The sequence below is a fragment of the Arthrobacter woluwensis genome (assembly GCF_030816155.1).
Classification (GTDB): Bacteria; Actinomycetota; Actinomycetes; order Actinomycetales; family Micrococcaceae; genus Arthrobacter_E; species Arthrobacter_E woluwensis_A.
The window spans coordinates 3,090,710-3,108,089 of record NZ_JAUSXR010000001.1; the positions used below are offsets into that span (position 1 = coordinate 3,090,710).

18 protein-coding genes are annotated in these 17,380 nt (G+C 69.7%); 8 read left to right on the top strand and 10 right to left on the bottom strand.

The window, feature by feature from the left end; translation table 11 throughout:
* The first annotated feature begins 79 nt into the window (after positions 1–79).
* The gene (locus tag QFZ52_RS14190) at positions 80–1,417 is read left to right on the top strand and encodes an Nramp family divalent metal transporter (RefSeq protein ID WP_307498249.1); all 1,338 of its coding nucleotides are present in this window, start codon (positions 80–82) and stop codon (positions 1,415–1,417) included.
* A 63-nt stretch (positions 1,418–1,480) separates the two neighbouring features.
* On the opposite strand, the gene QFZ52_RS14195 is transcribed toward QFZ52_RS14190, so the two are convergent.
* The gene (locus QFZ52_RS14195; RefSeq protein WP_307498250.1) at positions 1,481–1,969 is read right to left on the bottom strand and encodes a VOC family protein; all 489 of its coding nucleotides are present in this window, start codon (positions 1,967–1,969) and stop codon (positions 1,481–1,483) included.
* A 5-nt stretch (positions 1,970–1,974) separates the two neighbouring features.
* Positions 1,975–2,451, bottom strand: coding sequence for a VOC family protein (locus tag QFZ52_RS14200; protein WP_307498252.1), 477 nt, complete (start codon positions 2,449–2,451; stop codon positions 1,975–1,977).
* Positions 2,452–2,633: 182 nt separating this feature from the next.
* Here QFZ52_RS14200 and QFZ52_RS14205 point away from each other — a divergent pair, with 182 nt between their 5' ends.
* Both QFZ52_RS14205 and QFZ52_RS14210 read left to right on the top strand, forming a co-directional pair.
* The gene (locus tag QFZ52_RS14205) at positions 2,634–3,218 is read left to right on the top strand and encodes an NADPH-dependent FMN reductase (RefSeq protein WP_307498253.1); all 585 of its coding nucleotides are present in this window, start codon (positions 2,634–2,636) and stop codon (positions 3,216–3,218) included.
* A 9-nt stretch (positions 3,219–3,227) separates the two neighbouring features.
* Positions 3,228–3,782: a hypothetical protein gene (locus QFZ52_RS14210; RefSeq protein WP_307498254.1), complete on the top strand. Its 555-nt coding sequence runs from the start codon at positions 3,228–3,230 to the stop codon at positions 3,780–3,782.
* Between the two features lie 38 nt (positions 3,783–3,820).
* On the opposite strand, the gene QFZ52_RS14215 is transcribed toward QFZ52_RS14210, so the two are convergent.
* From QFZ52_RS14215 to QFZ52_RS14225, 3 genes are all read right to left on the bottom strand, one after another.
* Positions 3,821–5,143 (bottom strand): hypothetical protein, encoded by a 1,323-nt coding sequence (locus QFZ52_RS14215; RefSeq protein ID WP_307498255.1) that lies wholly within the window; start codon positions 5,141–5,143, stop codon positions 3,821–3,823.
* Entirely contained in the window at positions 5,140–5,856 is a 717-nt protein-coding gene (locus QFZ52_RS14220) for an ABC transporter ATP-binding protein (protein WP_307498256.1), read from the bottom strand. The genes QFZ52_RS14215 and QFZ52_RS14220 overlap by 4 nt, the downstream gene beginning before the upstream one ends.
* 97 nt (positions 5,857–5,953) lie before the next feature.
* The gene (locus QFZ52_RS14225; RefSeq protein WP_066216141.1) at positions 5,954–6,256 is read right to left on the bottom strand and encodes a DUF4193 domain-containing protein; all 303 of its coding nucleotides are present in this window, start codon (positions 6,254–6,256) and stop codon (positions 5,954–5,956) included.
* Positions 6,257–6,408: 152 nt separating this feature from the next.
* Here QFZ52_RS14225 and QFZ52_RS14230 point away from each other — a divergent pair, with 152 nt between their 5' ends.
* A complete protein-coding gene (locus QFZ52_RS14230; RefSeq protein WP_307498257.1) occupies positions 6,409–7,224 on the top strand; it encodes a class I SAM-dependent methyltransferase in 816 nt (271 codons plus the stop codon).
* 67 nt (positions 7,225–7,291) lie between these two features.
* Here QFZ52_RS14230 and QFZ52_RS14235 read toward each other — a convergent pair whose 3' ends face one another.
* The gene (locus tag QFZ52_RS14235; RefSeq protein ID WP_307498258.1) at positions 7,292–7,654 is read right to left on the bottom strand and encodes a DUF4190 domain-containing protein; all 363 of its coding nucleotides are present in this window, start codon (positions 7,652–7,654) and stop codon (positions 7,292–7,294) included.
* A gap of 95 nt (positions 7,655–7,749) precedes the next feature.
* Positions 7,750–8,940 (bottom strand): hypothetical protein, encoded by a 1,191-nt coding sequence (locus QFZ52_RS14240; RefSeq protein ID WP_307498259.1) that lies wholly within the window; start codon positions 8,938–8,940, stop codon positions 7,750–7,752.
* Between the two features lie 44 nt (positions 8,941–8,984).
* Here QFZ52_RS14240 and QFZ52_RS14245 point away from each other — a divergent pair, with 44 nt between their 5' ends.
* Entirely contained in the window at positions 8,985–9,608 is a 624-nt protein-coding gene (locus QFZ52_RS14245; protein WP_307498260.1) for a LysE family transporter, read from the top strand.
* A 96-nt stretch (positions 9,609–9,704) separates the two neighbouring features.
* Here QFZ52_RS14245 and QFZ52_RS14250 read toward each other — a convergent pair whose 3' ends face one another.
* Positions 9,705–9,839, bottom strand: coding sequence for a hypothetical protein (locus QFZ52_RS14250; protein WP_307498261.1), 135 nt, complete (start codon positions 9,837–9,839; stop codon positions 9,705–9,707).
* 186 nt (positions 9,840–10,025) lie between these two features.
* Between QFZ52_RS14250 and QFZ52_RS14255 the strand changes: the two genes are divergently transcribed.
* Both QFZ52_RS14255 and pabB read left to right on the top strand, forming a co-directional pair.
* Positions 10,026–10,568, top strand: coding sequence for a low molecular weight protein-tyrosine-phosphatase (locus tag QFZ52_RS14255; RefSeq protein WP_307498262.1), 543 nt, complete (start codon positions 10,026–10,028; stop codon positions 10,566–10,568).
* Positions 10,568–12,724: an aminodeoxychorismate synthase component I gene (gene pabB, locus QFZ52_RS14260; RefSeq protein WP_307498264.1), complete on the top strand. Its 2,157-nt coding sequence runs from the start codon at positions 10,568–10,570 to the stop codon at positions 12,722–12,724. Before QFZ52_RS14255 ends, pabB begins: the two co-directional genes overlap by 1 nt.
* Positions 12,725–12,849: 125 nt before the next feature.
* Here pabB and ilvD read toward each other — a convergent pair whose 3' ends face one another.
* Positions 12,850–14,736 (bottom strand): dihydroxy-acid dehydratase, encoded by a 1,887-nt coding sequence (gene ilvD / locus QFZ52_RS14265; protein ID WP_307498265.1) that lies wholly within the window; start codon positions 14,734–14,736, stop codon positions 12,850–12,852.
* 219 nt (positions 14,737–14,955) lie between these two features.
* Between ilvD and QFZ52_RS14270 the strand changes: the two genes are divergently transcribed.
* Positions 14,956–15,780, top strand: coding sequence for a helix-turn-helix transcriptional regulator (locus QFZ52_RS14270; protein ID WP_307498266.1), 825 nt, complete (start codon positions 14,956–14,958; stop codon positions 15,778–15,780).
* Positions 15,781–15,904: 124 nt separating this feature from the next.
* Here QFZ52_RS14270 and cls read toward each other — a convergent pair whose 3' ends face one another.
* Entirely contained in the window at positions 15,905–17,317 is a 1,413-nt protein-coding gene (gene cls, locus QFZ52_RS14275) for a cardiolipin synthase (RefSeq protein WP_307498726.1), read from the bottom strand.
* Positions 17,318–17,380: the final 63 nt, after the last annotated feature.

Here is a 17,380-nt window from a genome sequence, read left to right on the forward strand (position 1 = left end):
CGTCAGCCCCCTCGCCCTACTCCAGCGCCCTCATCCGGCCCGACCGCCGGGGCGCACCCTGAATCCACAGGAGGACACCGTGGCCGCGGACACTCCCGGACATGAACCTGGCCGCGCGGACGAAGCGAACGAACCGCACGGCGCGAAGAAGTACCTTAAAGCACTCGGCCCGGGTCTGATCTCCGGAGCCTCCGACGACGACCCCTCGGGCATCGCGACCTACGCACAAGCAGGCGCCACTTACCAGGCCTCGGCCCTGTGGACCGTGCCTGCCACCCTGCCGCTCATGATGGCGGTGCAGGAGATCTGCGACCGCACGGCCCTTGCCACGGGGAAGTCCCTCGGCGCCCTGGCCCGGGAGAAGTTCTCCAGCAGTCTCCGTCTGCTCATCGCCATCCTGCTGGTCGCGCTCATCATCGCGAACGTCGTGAACCTCGCCGCGGACACCCTCGCCGTCGGCAAAGGCATGGAGATGCTGGGCGCCGGTCCCGCGTTCCTCTGGAACCTGATCGCCGGTGCGGGCATCGCGTTCACTCTCGCCAAAGGGTCGTTCGCCACCATCGAGCGCATCTTCAAGTGGCTGTGCCTCGCCCTGTTCGCCTACGTCGCCGTCCTCTTCACGGTCCATGCGGACTGGGGTGAGATCCTCCAGGGGCTCCTCGCCACCCGCCTGCACTGGGACCTCAGCTATTGGGCGCTGATCGCGGCGATCTTCGGCACCACCATCTCCCCCTACCTGTTCTTCTGGCAGAGCGCCAACCGCGTGGAGGATCTCAAGGCCGAGTCCTCGGACGGTGACGCCGCCGGGCTCAACGAGCGCGGACCACAGGACACGAAGAACAAGAAGCGCCTCGCCCGCGTCGACGTCTTCACCGGCATGGCGTTCTCGGTCCTGATCATGTTCGCGATCATCGTGGCCACGGCGGCGACCCTCGGACAGACCGGAACCGAGATCGGATCGGCGGATGACGCCGCAAAGGCCCTGGAACCCATCGCCGGCCCCTTCGCCAAACTGCTCTTCGCCCTCGGATTCATCGGCTCCGGCATCCTCGCCATCCCCGTGCTCGCGTCCTCCGGCGCGGCCGGCCTGTCCGGCCTGCTGAACAAGAACTGGGACCTCGACTCCTCGCCCCGCAAGGCCCCGGTGTTCTACACGCTGGTCCTCGTCGGCGCGGCGCTGGGCACCGTGCTGAGCCTCATCTTCAGCAACCCGATCCAGCTCCTGGTCCTCTCGGCCACCATCAACGCGATCGCCGCAGCGCCCTTCCTGATCATCACGATGCTCATCGCCCGCGACAGGAAACTCATGGGAGATCAGGTCAACGGACGGCTCAGCAACACCCTCGGCTGGCTCACCGTCGCCGTGATGACCGTGCTGGGGATCCTGGGGATCGTCGGAACCATCTTCGGCGCCTGACGCAGGGCTGCGCCTCCCGGCCCGTGCCGGGAGGCGCAGCCGTGCACGACGACGGCGGCAGGGTCAGTCCCCGCGGTATGCCGCCTGCATCGCCGCGAGGTCGATCCTGGTCATCGTGATCAGGGCGTTCATGGCACGCAGGGACGCCGCCGTGTCCGTGGACGCGGTCATGGCGTCCACCTCGGCGGGGACCACCTGCCAGGAGACCCCGAACTTGTCCTTGAGCCAGCCGCACGGCTGTTCCAGGCCGCCGTCGGCGGTGAGGGCGTCCCAATAGTGGTCCGTCTCCTCCTGGTCCTTCGTGATGATGACGAAGGAGACGCCTTCGCTCGGGCTGAACATGGGGCCGCCGTTGAGGGCCTGGAAGGCCGCGCCGTCCAGGGTGAAGTCCACGGTGAGCGCGGTCCCGGGCGGGAACGGCGCCGGGAAGGGCGAGCCCTCCAGCACGCGCGTGGTGATGCCACGGGCGGAGTTCGGGAACACCGAGACGTAGAAGTCCGCGGCCTCCTCGGCGGTGCCGTCCAGCCAGATGCAGTTCTTCAGGGCGGGCATGACGGTCACTCCCCCCGGTAGGCGGCTTCAAGCGCCGCGATGTCGAACTTCTTCATCCCCATGAAGGCCTGCATGGCCCGGCCCACGCCTGCGGCGTCGTCGCCGGACATGATCGAGCCGAGCGCCTGCGGCACCACCTGCCAGGAGACGCCGAACTTGTCCTTGAGCCAGCCGCACTGGCCCTCGGAGCCGCCGTCGGCGGTGAGCTTGTCCCAGTAGTAGTCGACTTCGGCCTGGTCGGCGCAGCTGATGGAGAAGGAGATGGCTTCGTTGAAGTTGAACTGGGGGCCGCCGTTCAGGCCCTGATACGGGGTCCCGTTGAGCTGGAACTCGACCGTCAGCGCGGTCCCGGCGGGGAACGGGGCGCCCTCACCGTAGCGGGACACGGCGGTCACGGAGGAGCCGGGGAACACGGAGACGTAGAACTCGGCGGCTTCCTCCGCCTGGCCGTCGAACCAGAGGCAATTGGTGATGCTGGACATGGGACATCCTCTCGAGGGTCCGGAGTGGGCCCGGGCAGAGCCCACGTCTTCCAAGCCTACGTCCGGACGGTGCCCGGCACGAGGGTTCAATTCGGGTCCGCGGAACCTCTGGCCCCGGACGCCATCCCGGCCTAGCGTGGCAGAGGGGGATTCAGCCGTGAATCGTTCTGAAAGGACATGACATGACGTTCAAGGTCGGCGTTCTGGTGGGTTCGCTGTCATCCACCTCGATCAACCGGAAACTCGCCAAGGCGCTGGAGAAACTGGCGCCCGAGCAGTTGCAGCTTGAGGAGATCCCCCTGAAGGACCTCCCGCTCTACAGCCAGGATTACGACAAGACCTTCCCGCCCGTCGCCCGCGAATTCAAGGCGCGGATCGAGGCCTCCGACGCGCTCATCTTCGTCACCCCCGAGTACAACCGTTCCATCCCCGGATCCCTCAAGAACGCCATCGACTGGGCCTCCCGCCCCTACGGCAGCAACTCCTTCGCGAAGAAGCCCTCGGCGGTCACGGGCGCCTCGCCGGGCAACATCTCCACGGCCGTGGCGCAGCAGCACTTGCGGAGCATCCTCTCCTTCGTGAACTCCCCCGAGCTCGCCAGCCCGGAGGCGTACATCCACTTCACGCCCGGCTTGATCGACGACGACGGCACCGTCACCAACGAGGGCACCGCCGAGTTCCTGCGCGGCTGGCTGGACGCGTTCGCGCTGTTCGTCGCACGCGTCACCGCCGCGGTGAACGACGGGCAGGATCCCGACCGGGGCTAGGCTCCCACCATGGGGAATGACGCGGGGAACAACACGCACACCGACCACCAGCTCCGCACCGGCCGGCTGCTGACCGGTGCGGGCCTGCTGGTGTTCGCCGCCACGGTCGTGTGGTTCCTGACCGTGGCACCGGGCACCGTGCCGGGCCATTTCGGGGTGGACGGCACGGTCAACCGCTGGGACACCAAGGGACGTTTCGTCCTCACGCTGTCCGCGGTGGCGGTGGGCATCACCCTGCTCCTGACCACCGCGCCGTCCTGGATCTTCCGGCTCCCGGCCGGCCTAGTCAACGTGCCCAACGCCGAATACTGGTTCCGGCCGGAGAACCGCGCCCGTCTGGCCCGCAATCTCACCCGCGACCTGGGCGTGGTGAATCTGATCGTGCTTCTGCTGCTGAGCTGGATCATGGTGGCTTCCGTCATCGCGGCGGATCGCGACGGTCAGGTGTCACCGCTTTTCCTGATCATTCCCACGCTGCTCGTGGCGGGAGCCGTCATGGGTCTCGCGCTCAGGATCTACAGCAGCCCGCGCTACGCGATCCCGCCCGACGACCGGCGTTCCTGACTATCATTCCTGACCGGCGCACCTGGCCGGGGAGCCCGTCAGCGTCGGGAGACGAGCCCCGCGAACCGGAGGAGCGCCAGAATCCCGAGACCCACCGCCAGGACCCCGAGCACCGTGGCCGACGGGAACCGCGTCCCGGCCCAGAGCAGCCAGACCGCCGGAATCACGGGCCTGAGCAGCCACAGGACCATGAACACGGCGGTCGTGTCACCCACCGGGGTGCTGACGGGCGTCAGGTACTGGGCGGGAAGGCCCGCCGCTCCCAGACTCGCGAACCGGATCAGCGCGGCGCAGGCCGTCACCAGGAGGGCGGGCGCCAGACGGGCGGGATCGACGACCAGGACCGGCGCCGCGACGGCTGCCAGCAGGACCATCAGCGGCAGCGCCGCATGGGCCAGCAGCCGGGCCGGCAGCGGCTGCGGCACGACGACGTCGTACCCCACGGTGTCCGCGACGTCGCCGAGGGCGCCGCTCAGCCGGGTCATGGCGGCCTGCGCGAGCAGCAGCAGCACCGCGAGCATCGCCGGAGCCGCTCCCGCCAAAGCCAGAGCCGTCGCACCCGCCACCAGAAACACGAGCGTGAGCCCCACACCCCACGGGTCCTGCCGGAGATACCGGAGATCGATGGCGACCGAACGCGCGAGCAGACCCGCCGGGAAGGCACGCCCGGTCCGGCGTGGCCCGCGGCGCGGGATGCCGGCGGCGAGGGACCGGCTGTCGCCGGTCATGAGTCCGGCGAGCGCGACATCGCGCGCGGCGGTCAGATCCTCGAGCCGCGGGATCGTCAGGCCGGCCGGGCCCCGCTGCTTGCGGGAGGCCAGCACGGCCGAGACGAGCCCGCCGATCAGTCCCACTCCGAGCGCCGTCCCGAGGAGGCCGGGAAGTCCCGGGGCTTCGCCGTTCCCCTGCCACCAGGCCAGGACCGGCAGCGCGGCGAGGACCAGGGCGAAGAGCACCGCGCACCCCTGGATGAGCCGCGTGCGAGTGCCGAGGGTGGCCCGGAGACCGAAGGGTCCCGCGGCCAGGTAGTGGATCTCCTCGGCGGAACTCCACACCGGTCCGAGGTAGGCGGGGGTCGCCGCGGCGGCCAGGACCAGAAGCGCTTCCAGGCCTGCGACGAGGCCCAGCAGTCCGGCCGAAGACAACGGTGCGACCGGCCCGGCGAGCACGAGCACCACGGACCAGACGCCCGGGCCGATCACCAGTCCCAGGAGGAGAGCCGCCAGATACCAGGGGTACCAGCGGCCGTCCTCGGACGCGCCGCGGAGCAGCACCCTGACGGCCTGAAGCTGCCGACGCCCCGCCGGGGCGGGTGCTGTGGCAGGGTCGCGTGGTGTGGCGGGTCCGGGTGATGCGCTCACAGCGCTCCGTCGCCGGGGTCGCGGGAGCCGCCGTCGATGGAGTCGTCGCCGGGCTCGTCGCCGTCCGCCCACGCGCTCCCCTCCTGCCCGCGGGCGAGCACCACTTCGCGGGCGCCCAGCAGGTCCACGAGACGGGGATCGTGCGTGGCCAGCAGGACGCCGGTCCCGAGGTCGCGGCGGCGCAGCATCAGCTCGGCGATGACCTGACGGCGCCGGGCATCCAGACGCTGTTCCGGTTCGTCCAGGACGAGCAGCGCGGCGGGGCGGGCGAACGCCATCACCAGCCCGATCCCCTGGCGCTCCCCCGAGGACAACTCATCCGGGTACTGGTCGGCCAGCCGGGCCAGGTCCAGGGCTTCGAGCACCTCGTCCAGGGGGAGGGCCATGCCGCCCGAACCGGCCCAGGAGGTCTCCACGAGATCCAGGTGTTCCGCGATCGTCAGACGGGCGTAGAACGGCGGTGGGCCGGTCATGGCGGCGATGCCCCGGGCTCCGTCCCCCAGGGCCACTCGCCGGTCGAGGGCCCCCGTCGTGGGGGCGAGACGGCCCAGCGCCAGCCTCAGCAACGTGGTCTTGCCGGAACCGTTGGGCCCCGTGAGGGCCACGATCTCCCCGGGCCGTACGGTGAAGGTGGTGGGGCGCACGAGCCAGCGCTCGCCCACCTGGGCTCCCACGGCGGAGGCGCGCAGCAGCGCGGCCGGGGTGTCAGTCATCGGTGCGTCCCGTCATCGTGCGTCCGGAGGTCATCCGCGGCTCCTGACCAAACAAAAGCGCCCGCGCCGGAAACCGGCACGGGCGCTTGAAAGCCGATCAGCCTTCGCACTCGACGCAGTACACGAGGCCATTCTTCTCTCGTGCGATCTGCGAGCGGTGCCGGACCAGGAAACAGGAGGCGCAGGTGAATTCATCCGCACGCTCCGGGATGACCACCACGGTGAGTTCCTCATTGCTGAGGTCCACATCAGGGACATCCACACCATCAGAGGTGTCCGCCTCGTCGAGCTCACGCACCACGCTGCGGGCATCACCCGAGTTGACGGTCTTCAGCGCCTCAAGGGACTCGTTCTGGATCTCCGCAACATCAGAGCGCACTGCATCGTAGTCGGTTGCCATGTGTGGCCTGCCTCTCCTCGCCTAGCGGACGCCTGGTGGGACGTCACGGCAATGCATCATAGGGCACCCATGACCACATAGCCAATCGCTTCCGGAATTCCTTCCACCGGACACCCATTCCCCCACGTCATGCCCGGGAGTACGGTGTCTGCATGAGCGCGCAGGAACAGGACGACATCTACACTCACGGCCACCACGCCTCCGTTGTCCGGGCCCATGCCAGCAGGACCGCGCGCGAGTGCGCGGGCTACCTCCTGGAGCACCTCGCACCGGGCGTGACGATGCTCGACGTCGGCTGCGGCCCCGGCAGCATCACGTGCGACTTCGCGGAGCTGGTCGCCCCCGCCGTGGTCACCGGACTGGACCGGGCGCCGGAGGTGGTGGAACAGGCCGCGGAGCTCGCCCGCACCCGTGGCGTGGAGAACGTCGCCTTCGTCTCCGGCAACATCTACGCGCTGGACTTCCCGGACGACACCTTCGACGTGGTGCACGCCCACCAGGTGCTCCAGCACCTCACGGATCCCGTGGCCGCCCTGCGGGAGATGCGCCGTGTGGCCAAGCCCGGCGGCCTCGTGGCCGTGCGGGACGCCGATTTCCACGGCATCTTCTGGTACCCCGAGATCCCGGAGCTGGACGAGTGGATGGAGATGTATCAGAAGGTGGCCCGGCACAATCAGGCCGAACCGGACGGCGGACGGCACCTGGTGGCCTGGGCTCAGGAGGCCGGTTTCACGGACGTCGCCCCGAGCAGCAGCAACTGGACCTACGCCACCGCCCAGCAGCGCCGCTGGCTGGCCCGTGTCTGGGCGGAGCGGGTGGTTCACTCGTCCCTCGGAGAGCAGGCCCTCTCCTACGGTTATGCCACGCAGACCGGCCTGGAGAGGATCGCCGCGGGCTGGCACCGCTGGGGCGAGACGAGCGACGGCTGGCTCGTCATGCCGAACGGCGAGGTGCTGCTGAGGGCCTGACGGGCTGCGCGGCGGGCGCCTCGGCGCGGCGGGCGGCGGGCGGCGCGGGAGGCCAGGCCGCGCGGCGCTACTGGCTCTGCACGCCGGAGGCGCCGGCGGTGAACATCAGGGTGAAGATCCCGATCATGAAGAACAGCACGATCGCCCAGCCCACCAGCATGATGCTGTTGATGATGATGCCCGCGACCGCGATCCCCTTGCCCGCGGGCTCCTTCCGCGAGCCGACGATGCCCAGCACGAGCCCGACGATCGGCACCAGGAAGGTCCAGCCGAAGAACATGCTGCTCAGGCCGAGGACCAGGGAGGCGATGGAGTTCCCCTTGGGCTGCGGCGCGGGGAAGGTCAGGTAGACCGGGGCCGGCTGCGAACCGTAGGGCCCGGGCCCGGTGGGCGGGTAATCCGGCGGATAGTTCGGCGGCACCTGGGACACTGCGCAGCTCCTAGTTTCGTGGCGGCGCCGGTTCATCCGTCGCCTCCGTCTCGTTCTCCCGGCATTCTGTCAGACCGCGGGCCCTGGGTCCCGGGTCAGACCGCTGTCGGCTCCGGCACGGTGCTCCGGGCGGGGACACTGGCCACCTGACGGATGAAGAGGATGAGCCACGTGAAGATCAGGGCGAACGCGATCAGCTCCATGCCCGTGAGGTTGTAATAGCCGAGCGGCAGGTACAGGACCACGGAGACGACCACACCGGTCACGAACACGCCACTGGCCACGTGGAAGGTGAAGCCGAGCCCGGGGATCCACCACGGCAGCGCGATGACCAGCACACCCCAGGCCACGACCATGCCGGTGGCGCCGGTGTTGTGCAGGAGCTCGGACTCGTCCACGGGCACCAGACCCGCGAGCGCGAGGCCGACCCCCATGAGCACCAGGCAGCCGTAGACCGGCCGCAGTTTCGGGTGCAGATAGCGTTCGCGTCCCACGTTCTTCGCCCAGCCGCGCGCGCCGAAGAAGCGCAGCCACCGCTGTCCCGCCTGCTGCCGCAGGGCCTGGATCTGCGTGAAGGCGACCGCCCCGGCGTCGGACTCCGAGAAGTGCTGCAGATCCGCCAGGATGAAGTGCGCCATCGTGACGATCAGCGCGCCCGCCACGAGGAGCGTGATGTTGAAGGTGTAGGCGGTCCCGGAGTGGGCGGTGCCGAGGGCGCTGATGTTGGACTGCCACCAATCCGCCTGCTCCGTGTTCACCATGGCGTTCAGCACCCCCATGACCAGGAAGGCGCCGAGCAGGGTCGCGACGCGCTCGGTCGTCAGGTTCTGGGCGTTCACCGCGGTCAGATAAGCCGAAGCGCCGGCCGTCATGGCCAGGAGCAGCGCAGCGGCGAAGGCGTCCAGGGTCAGCCCGATGAAGGCCTGCTGGAACAGTGCGAACAGTGCCACGGCCCCCATGTACGCGAGGGCGGCATGGGAGAGGGCCAGCGCGACGACGTCGAGCAGATAGAGCCATGGCGGACGTCCCGCGGTGCGCACGCGCCGGACGACCCGGCCTCCCACCACGAACCCGAAGGCCGCGAGCGCGACGACGGCGCTGAGCACGGCGGCGGCGACACCGATCGAGCCGCTGCCGGATAGCGGCGGATGCGCGCCGAAGAACAGCACGAAACCGGCGAGGAACCCGAGGATCAGGGCGCCACCACCGGCCTGCAGAGCACGCTCCTCGGCCGTGTGCCGAGGCGTGGAGGCGGGGTTGCTGGTTCTCAGGGGCGGCAGTGACATGTCTCTATTCTGCCCAGTCGCCGGCGCTCCCCTACTCTTGTCGGGTGGAACTCTCCCTTTGGCTGGCTCTGGCCACCGCAGCGCTGCTCATCAGCCTCACCCCCGGCGCGGGTGCCGTCAACACCATGAGCAACGCCCTCAACGTCGGATTCACCCGCTCGATCTGGGGGATTCTGGGGCAGCAGGCGGCCTTGGTGATCCACGTGGTGGTGGTCGCCCTGGGACTGGGCGTGCTGGTCTCGCAGTCGCCCGTCCTGTTCAACGTGATCCGCTACGCGGGCGCCGCCTATCTGGTGTATCTGGGCATCCGGCAGTTCCTGGCCAAGCCGGTGCACACCGCGGAGGCGCAGGCGGAACTCGCGGGCGAACCCGCGTGGAGCATGTTCCGCCGGGGCCTCTGGGTCAACCTGCTGAACCCCAAGGCGATCGTCTTCTTCCTGGCCTTCCTGCCGCAGTTCATCAAGGCCGATCAGCCGCTGCTCACGCAGTACGCGGTGGTGGCCGTGACGGTGGTCGTGATCGACATCCTGGTCATGTGGTTCTTCTTCGCCCTGGCCGCGAAGTCGGTGCGCAGCTTCACCCGTTCGGCACGCGGGCAGCTGGTGCTCAACCGGAGCTTCGGGGTGCTCTTCGTCCTGCTCGGCGTCGGGCTGGCGCTCCTGCACTGATTCACTGGCCGTTCACTGGCCGGGGGCGCCGAACGGGGGCACCGACCGGACGGGCCGGACGGGCCGCACCCCTGCCTGCGCCGGCCCGGTTCTTCGTCACTCCTCGTCGGCGCCTTCGGCCGGGTCCTCCGCATGGACGCGTTCCGTCTCCTCGGATTGCTCCTCGTCTTCGCCTTCCGCGGGTGCCTCGCTGTGGGTGCGGTCATCGTCACCGGGCTGGATTCCGGACATCGCCGGACCTCCCCTCGAACGTGCCCCACGACCCTTCGCGTGGGGTCTGTCCTTCCAGCGTAGGCCGGTGCGGCTCACGGGGCCAGGGGTTCCGGGGCCGTCATGCAAGGGCCTGAAGGCCGGCCCGGAGGCCTCCTCCGGCACCCGGCCCCCCGCCGTCGTGGGCGGAGCGGCTACCGTTGGAGCATGGCTGAAAAACCTTTCCGGGTGATCACGGTGTGCACGGGCAACATCTGCCGCTCACCCATGGCTGAATACCAGCTGCGCCGCGCTCTGGCGGAGGCCGCGCAGCAGCACCCCGAGGACGGGTTCCTGGCCGCCGTCGTCGTTGATTCGGCCGGGATCAGCGACGAAGAGGTGGGCCGCTCGATGGACCGCCGCGCCGCCACTCAGCTGCGCGCCCTGGGGATCGACCCCGCCGGGCATGTGGCCCGTGAATGGGACAACGCCTGGTTCCGCGAACGCGACCTCATCCTGGCCATGGATGAGAACCACTACCGGGCTCTGCAGCGCTGGGTGCCGGACGAGCAGTCCCGCGCCCGGATCCGCATGTTCCGGTCCTTCGATCCGTCGCTGGCCGGCAGGAGCACCGCGGAACTCGGCATCTACGACCCCTGGTACGGCGACCAGCGCGACTTCGTGGAGTGCGCGGACATGATCTCCGGCTCGCTGGAACCGCTCGTGGAGTACATCCGGGCCGCGGCGGCGCACGGGGCCCAGCCCGAGTGATGTCCGCACCTCGCACGGCGCCCCTGCTGATCGGCATCGACGGCCGGTCCGGCGCCGGGAAGACCACCCTCGCCGTCGAACTGTGCGCCCGGCTGCGGCAGCACCGCACCGTCTCCCTGTTCCACCTCGAGGACATCTACCCGGGGTGGCAGGGTCTCGACCAGGGGATCCAGCGCTATCTGGACTCCGTCCTCGCGCCGCTCTCCACAGGCCACGACGCCGAGTGGACCACCTGGGACTGGGCTGCCGGCACGGACGGTCCGCTCCGCACGACGCCGGCCGCGGACGTCGTCGTGATCGAAGGTGTGGGCGCCTGTGCCGCTGGCGCCCGGGAACTGCTCGACGCCACGATCTGGGTCTCCGGCGCGGACGACGAGCGGAAGTCCCGCGCCCTGGCCCGCGACGGCGAGAGCTACGTGCCCTTCTGGGACACCTGGGCGGAGCAGGAGGAACGCTGGCTCGCCACGGATCCCGTGCCGGCGTCCGTGGATGTCACCGTCCGGGACGCGGCGGGCGAAGGCGGCCCGGGCGAGGGCGGGCCCGGCTCCGGCCACGCCGTCGATGAGGTCCTCGAACTCCTGAGCCACCACCCCGCGCTCCACGCGGAACTCGCCCCGGAACGCAGCGCGCTGGCCTCCCGGCCCGTGCGTATCACCGCGGCCGGACCTCTGGCCTCCGAGAACGGCACGGCGCTGGACGCCGGAGCCCTCTTCGCGGAGCTCTTCAGGAACGACGCCCACGCCGTCTGGCTCGACTCCTCGGACGCGGGGCTTCCCGGCGCCACCCGGAACCGTTTCAGCATCATGGCCGGCAACCCGGGCGCCGGGCTGTCCATGAGCCATCGCCGCGGCGTCACGGAACTCCGCCGCGGCACCTCGTCCGCGAGCCTGCCGCTGCCGTTCTTCCGCTGGCTCGCCACCGCCTGGACACCCCAGCCCCTGCCGGCCGGCCCCACCGGGTACGACTGCCCGTTCCGCCTCGGCTGGCTCGGCTGGCTCGGGTACGAACTCAAGCGCGAGACCGGCGGCTCGGATCAGGACACCTCCGGCTCGGCCGTGCCGGACGCGGGCCTGCTCTTCGCGGATCACGCCGTGGTCCTGGACCATCAGGAGGGCCTCGCCTGGGCGCTGGAGCTGGCCGGCACCGAGCCCGACGACGACGCCCCCGCTCCCGCCCCGGCCTCCCCCGGCGCGGGTCCGGTCCGTCGTGAGGGCTGGGCGGCCGCCGTCGCCCGCGCGCTGGAGACCGCCAGGACGCCCACGGACGCCGCACCCGGCACCGTCACGGCCGCGCCGGCGTCGCCCGCCCCACGCTTCACCGCCCGCGACACCCATCAGGACTACCTCGCGAAGGTGCTGGCCAGCCAGGACGAGATCCGTGAGGGCAACAGCTACGAGGTCTGCCTGACGACCACCCTCACCGCGGACGCCTCCGGTTTCGACGTCACCGCCGCGTACCGGGCCCTGCGGCGGCGCAACCCGGCGCCCTTCGCGGCCTTGCTGCGCTTCGGGGACGTGAGCATCGCGAGCACGTCGCCGGAACGGTTCCTCTCGATCGACGCGGGCGGCGGGCTGCTGGCCGAACCCATCAAGGGCACGCGGCGCCGTTCCGCCGACGCCGCGGAGGACGCGGCGCTCCGCGAGGACCTCTCCACGAGCCTGAAGGACCGGGCGGAGAACATCATGATCGTGGACCTGCTCCGCAACGACCTCAGTCACTTCGCCGAACCGGGGTCCGTGACGGTGAGCCGGCTCTGCGCCATCGAAAGCTACGCCACGGTGCACCAGATGGTGAGCAGCATCCGGGCGCAGCTCAGGCCCGGGGCGTCCCGCGTGGAGGCCGTCGCCGCGGCGTTCCCGGCCGGGTCCATGACGGGCGCTCCGAAGATCAGCACCATGGCGATCCTGGACGGTCTCGAGGGCGGTCCCCGGGGGATCTACTCGGGCGCGCTCGGGTACTTCTCGCTCGACGGGTCCGTGGACCTCTCGGTCGTGATCCGCACGCTGGTGGCCTCCGGCGCCGGCGAGGACACGCGACTGAGCCTCGGCGTCGGCGGAGCGGTCACGGCGGATTCCGTGCCCGAGGACGAGTACCAGGAGATCCGGACGAAGGCGTACGGGGTGCTCAGCACGCTCGGCGCCGAGTACCCGGAATAGGCGGGCCACCTCCCGGCTGAGTCCGCTGGAAACGCCGTGAGTCCGCTACACGATGCAGCGGACTCACGGACTGGAGAGCGGACTCGGCGCCCCGGGAGCTGGGTGACCAGCCCCTGAGTGTGCGGCTACTGCGCCACCGGCTGCGGGGAGGTCATGCGGTACAGGGCGTCGACGTCGCGCACGGCGCCCTTGTCCGCGGAGGTCGCCATGGCCGCGTAGGCCCGCAACGCGGCGGAGACCTGACGTTCGCGGCCCACCGGGTGGTAGCCGGTGGTGGCCTCGAGGCGGTCGCGACGGGCTTCCAGCTCGGCCGGGTCCACCAGCAGCTCCAGGGAACGGGTGGGGATGTCGATGCGGATACGGTCACCGTCCTCGACCAGGGCGATCATGCCGCCCGACGCCGCCTCCGGCGAGATGTGGCCGATCGAGAGCCCCGAGGTGCCGCCGGAGAAGCGGCCGTCCGTGATCAGGGCGCACTTCTTGCCCAGACCGCGGCCCTTGAGGAAGGACGTCGGGTACAGCATTTCCTGCATGCCCGGGCCGCCCTTGGGGCCTTCGTAGCGGATGACCACCACGTCGCCCTCCTTGACGGTCTTGTTGAGGATCTTCTCCACGGCCTCGTCCTGGGATTCGCAGACCACGGCGGGTCCCTCGAACGTCCAGATCGACTCGTCCACGCCGGCGGTCTTCACCACGGCGCCGTCCACGGCGATGTTGCCGCGCAGCACGGCCAGGCCGCCGTCCTTGGAGTAGGCGTGCTCCACGGAGCGGATGCAGCCGCCCTCCGCGTCGGTGTCCAGGGAGGTCCAGACGTTCGACTGCGAGAACGCGGTGGAGGAGCGGACGCCGCCCGGGGCCGCGTGCCACAGGTCCTGCGCTTCCTGGGTGGCCTTGCCGCCGCGGACGTCCCAGTCGTCCAGCCAGCCGTTGAGGTCCGTGGAGTGCACGGAGTGGACGTCCTGGTGCAGCAGCCCGCCACGGTTCAGCTCACCGAGCAGTGCGGGGATGCCGCCGGCGCGGTGCACGTCCTCCATGTAGTAGGTCTTGTCCTTGGCCACATTCGGCGCCACCTTGGCCAGGCAGGGCACCTGGCGGGACTTGGCATCCATCTCGGCCAGCCCGTACTCCACGCCGGCCTCCTGGGCGGCGGCCAGCAGGTGCAGGATGGTGTTGGTAGAGCCGCCCATGGAGATGTCCAGGGCCATGGCGTTGTCGAAGGCCTTCGCGGTGGCGATGGAGCGGGGGAGGACGGACTCGTCGCCGCCGTCGTAATACCGCTTGGCGAGCTCGACGGCGGTGGCGCCGGCGCGCTCATAGAGCGCCTTGCGCGCGGTGTGGGTGGCCAGCACGGAACCGTTGCCGGGCAGCGAGAGGCCGATGGCCTCGGTGAGGCAGTTCATGGAGTTGGCCGTGAACATGCCGGAGCAGGAACCGCAGGTGGGGCAGGCGTTCTCTTCGATGAGGTTGATGTCCTCGTCCGAGATCGATTCGTCCACGGCGTCCGCGATGGCGTTCACCAGGTCCAGGGAGCGCACGGAGCCGTCGGTCAGGGTCACGCGGCCGGCTTCCATGGGGCCGCCGGAGACGAAGACCACGGGGATGTTCAGGCGCAGGGCGGCCATCAGCATGCCGGGGGTGATCTTGTCGCAGTTGGAGATGCAGACCAGGGCGTCCGCGCAGTGGGCGTTGACCATGTACTCCACGGAGTCCGCGATCAGGTCCCGCGACGGCAGCGAGTAGAGCATGCCGCCGTGGCCCATGGCGATGCCGTCATCCACGGCGATGGTGTTGAATTCGCGGGCAACGGCGCCAGCGGCGTGGATGGCCTCGGAAACGATCCGGCCCACCGGGGCCAGGTGCGTGTGGCCGGGGACGAATTCGGTGAAGGAGTTGGCGACGGCGATGATCGGCTTGCCGATGTCCTCGTTGGCAACGCCGGAGGCACGCAGCAGTGCGCGGGCGCCGGCCATGTTGCGGCCGTGGGTGACAGTGCGGGAACGATATGCAGGCATGGTCCCAGTCTTCCGTCTGGAACGACCAGCACCAAGACGGCGCTGCTTCTGGTAGTGGGAGTACTAGAATCAGTACTCGATGACGGCGGCGAGCCCCGCCGAATCCCGCCGAGTTCGTGGGTTTCGCGTGAGTTCGCGGGCCTTGTCCACGAACTCACCCGGAATCCACGAACTCAGGCCCCGTACCCCGCCCGGGTGACCCACCGAAAGGCGACCACCATGACCGAAGCCGAAGCCTGGCGGAAGGAAGTCGGCGGATTCCTGGCCGCGCGGCGTCGTCGTGCGGTGCGCAGCGATTACGGCCTCCCGCAGGCCGGCCGCGGCAAGGACGTCGGGCTGCGGCGCGAGGAGGTCGCGTTCCTCTCGGCCATCTCGGTCACCTGGTACACGTGGCTGGAACAAGGCCGGAAGGTCAACCCGTCGCGGGAGGTGCTCACCTCGCTGGCGACGGTGCTCCGGCTGGATCCCGCCGAGGAACGGTACCTGTTCACCCCGTTCGGGTACGCCGCCCCCGCGCCGAGCCTCGGCACCGCGGAGACCACCGCGCACGTGCAGCGGCTCCTGGACGCGATCGACCCGAACCCTGCCCTGGCGCTGGAGGGCAATTGGGACATCGTGGCCTGGAACGACGCCTACAGTTCGCTCTTCCCGCGCGTCCTGGAGGTCTCCGGGCCGGACCGGAACCTGCTGCGACTGGTCTTCACGGATCCGGCCGTGCGTGCCCTGCTGCCCGACTGGGACCAGACGAGCGCGCAGTTCCTCGCCGAGTTCCGGGCCGAGACGGGCTCACGGATCGAGGACGCCCGGAAGGCCAGTCTGGTGGCGGGACTCCTGCAGTCGAGCCCGGAGTTCCGCGCCCAGTGGGAGGCGCACGGCATCCGTGGGTTCACGCCCCGGACCCGCAGCTTCAACCACCTCGACGGCAGCACGGTCACCTACGAGCACCACCAGCTCACGCTCGCGGACGCCCCGGCGCTGAAGCTGATCGTCTACACGCCGGCACAGGACCCTGCGACGGACGACGGCGGCGCCGCCTCCCGCTGACCCCGCCCGGCCCGGCGTCGTCCGGGTCAGCCCCCCGTCGGCGTCGCCCACGCTTTCGTGGTTCACCCACGGACATTTCCGTGGGCGAACCACAAAGCCGTGGGTCCGGCCAGATCCGATGCAGCTACTGCAGAGTGGCCGAGAGCCGGCAGACGTTGTCCACGTACTTCGAGAGCACGGACCGTTCCTGCCACTCCTCCAGCGTCAGTTCCCGCGAAGTGGCCCGGTAGGCCTCCTGCACCTTCCGCAGCGCTGACACGATCTCGGGGCCCACCATCATGAGGGACACCTCGAAGTTCAGGGAGAAGGACCGCATGTCCATGTTGCTCGAGCCGAGGACCGCCACCTCCTCGTCCACCGTGAAGTGCTTCGCGTGCAGCACGGCGGGCGCTTTGTAGAGGAAGATCCGCACCCCGGCCTCGAGGAGGGCCTGGTAATAGGACCGCTGGGCGTGATGCACCAGGAACTGGTCGCCCTGCTCAGAGACGAAGAGCTCCACGTGAACGCCACGCTGAACGGCGGTGGTGATGGCATACAGCAGGGAATCGTCCGGGACGAAGTACGGGCTGCAGATGGAGACCCGCTCCTGCGCGGAGTAGATCAGCGTGTTGAACAGGCGCAGGTTGTTCTCCTGGGAGAACCCGGGCCCACTCGGCACCACCTGGGCCGGGATGTGGCCGTCGACCGCCTCGGGCAGGACGATCTGCTCCTCCAGGGATTCATCCGTCTCGCTCAGCCAGTCGGTGGCGAAGACGACGTTCAGGCTCGCGACCACCGGCCCCTCGACCCGGGCCATGAGCTCCACCCAGTGGCGGCCGGCCTTGCGGTGCTTGGGATTGTTGTAGGAGGGCTCCGTGAGGTTCTGCGACCCGGTGAAGGCCACCTCCCCGTCGACCACCATGATCTTGCGGTGGTTCCGGAGGTCCGGGCGGCGCCACTGCCCGGAGAACGGCATGACCGGAAGCATGCGCCGCCAGCGGATCTGGGAATTCTTCAGACGCCGCAGCAGCCGCCGGTAGCCCCGTACCCGCAGCGTGCCGATGTGATCGAACAGCAGGCGGACTTCCACCCCTCGTTCGGCCGCCTCCTCCAGGGCCGTGAACAGCGGTTCCGTCACCGAGTCGTACGCCATGATGTAGAACTCGACATTGACGTAGCGCTTGGCCCCGCGCGCCGCCGCCGTCATCGCATCGATCGATTCCAAGTAGCCGGGGATGAGTTCGACACGGTTCCGGGTGGTGAGCGGCTGGGCTCCGAGCCGGTGGTTGAGTTCGATCGCGGAACGCAGCCAGACCGGCAGGTGCAGCTGCTCGGACTCGCCTTCCAAGAGGGAGCTGGCCTCCCGCACCCGTCGGTTGACGTCCTCCAGTTCGCGGACGCGGCGGCCCTTGAGCCGGAAGTTGCCGAACAGCAGGAACAGGACCAGGCCGGCGTCGGGCACCAGGAAGATGGCCAGCAGCCACGCCATCGCCGTGGTGGGACGGCGATTGCCGGGCACCACACCGAGCAGGACGAGACGGATCACGATGTCGGCCATGACCCAGATGGTGAACCCCACCGACCACTCCTGAGGCCAGCTGTATGGCAGCACGCATCTCCC

What these genes read in the sequence shown, in the direction of transcription:
- QFZ52_RS14230 (WP_307498257.1), top strand. Translation starts at nt 6,409, where the DNA reads ATGAGCGCGCAGGAACAGGACGACATCTACACTCACGGCCACCACGCC.
- QFZ52_RS14220 (WP_307498256.1), bottom strand. Translation starts at nt 5,856, where the DNA reads ATGACTGACACCCCGGCCGCGCTGCTGCGCGCCTCCGCCGTGGGAGCC.
- QFZ52_RS14270 (WP_307498266.1), top strand. Translation starts at nt 14,956, where the DNA reads ATGACCGAAGCCGAAGCCTGGCGGAAGGAAGTCGGCGGATTCCTGGCC.
- cls (WP_307498726.1), bottom strand. Translation starts at nt 17,317, where the DNA reads ATGGCCGACATCGTGATCCGTCTCGTCCTGCTCGGTGTGGTGCCCGGC.
- ilvD (WP_307498265.1), bottom strand. Translation starts at nt 14,736, where the DNA reads ATGCCTGCATATCGTTCCCGCACTGTCACCCACGGCCGCAACATGGCC.
- QFZ52_RS14240 (WP_307498259.1), bottom strand. Translation starts at nt 8,940, where the DNA reads ATGTCACTGCCGCCCCTGAGAACCAGCAACCCCGCCTCCACGCCTCGG.
- QFZ52_RS14205 (WP_307498253.1), top strand. Translation starts at nt 2,634, where the DNA reads ATGACGTTCAAGGTCGGCGTTCTGGTGGGTTCGCTGTCATCCACCTCG.
- QFZ52_RS14250 (WP_307498261.1), bottom strand. Translation starts at nt 9,839, where the DNA reads ATGTCCGGAATCCAGCCCGGTGACGATGACCGCACCCACAGCGAGGCA.
- QFZ52_RS14225 (WP_066216141.1), bottom strand. Translation starts at nt 6,256, where the DNA reads ATGGCAACCGACTACGATGCAGTGCGCTCTGATGTTGCGGAGATCCAG.
- QFZ52_RS14195 (WP_307498250.1), bottom strand. Translation starts at nt 1,969, where the DNA reads ATGCCCGCCCTGAAGAACTGCATCTGGCTGGACGGCACCGCCGAGGAG.
- QFZ52_RS14200 (WP_307498252.1), bottom strand. Translation starts at nt 2,451, where the DNA reads ATGTCCAGCATCACCAATTGCCTCTGGTTCGACGGCCAGGCGGAGGAA.
- pabB (WP_307498264.1), top strand. Translation starts at nt 10,568, where the DNA reads ATGTCCGCACCTCGCACGGCGCCCCTGCTGATCGGCATCGACGGCCGG.
- QFZ52_RS14255 (WP_307498262.1), top strand. Translation starts at nt 10,026, where the DNA reads ATGGCTGAAAAACCTTTCCGGGTGATCACGGTGTGCACGGGCAACATC.
- QFZ52_RS14210 (WP_307498254.1), top strand. Translation starts at nt 3,228, where the DNA reads ATGGGGAATGACGCGGGGAACAACACGCACACCGACCACCAGCTCCGC.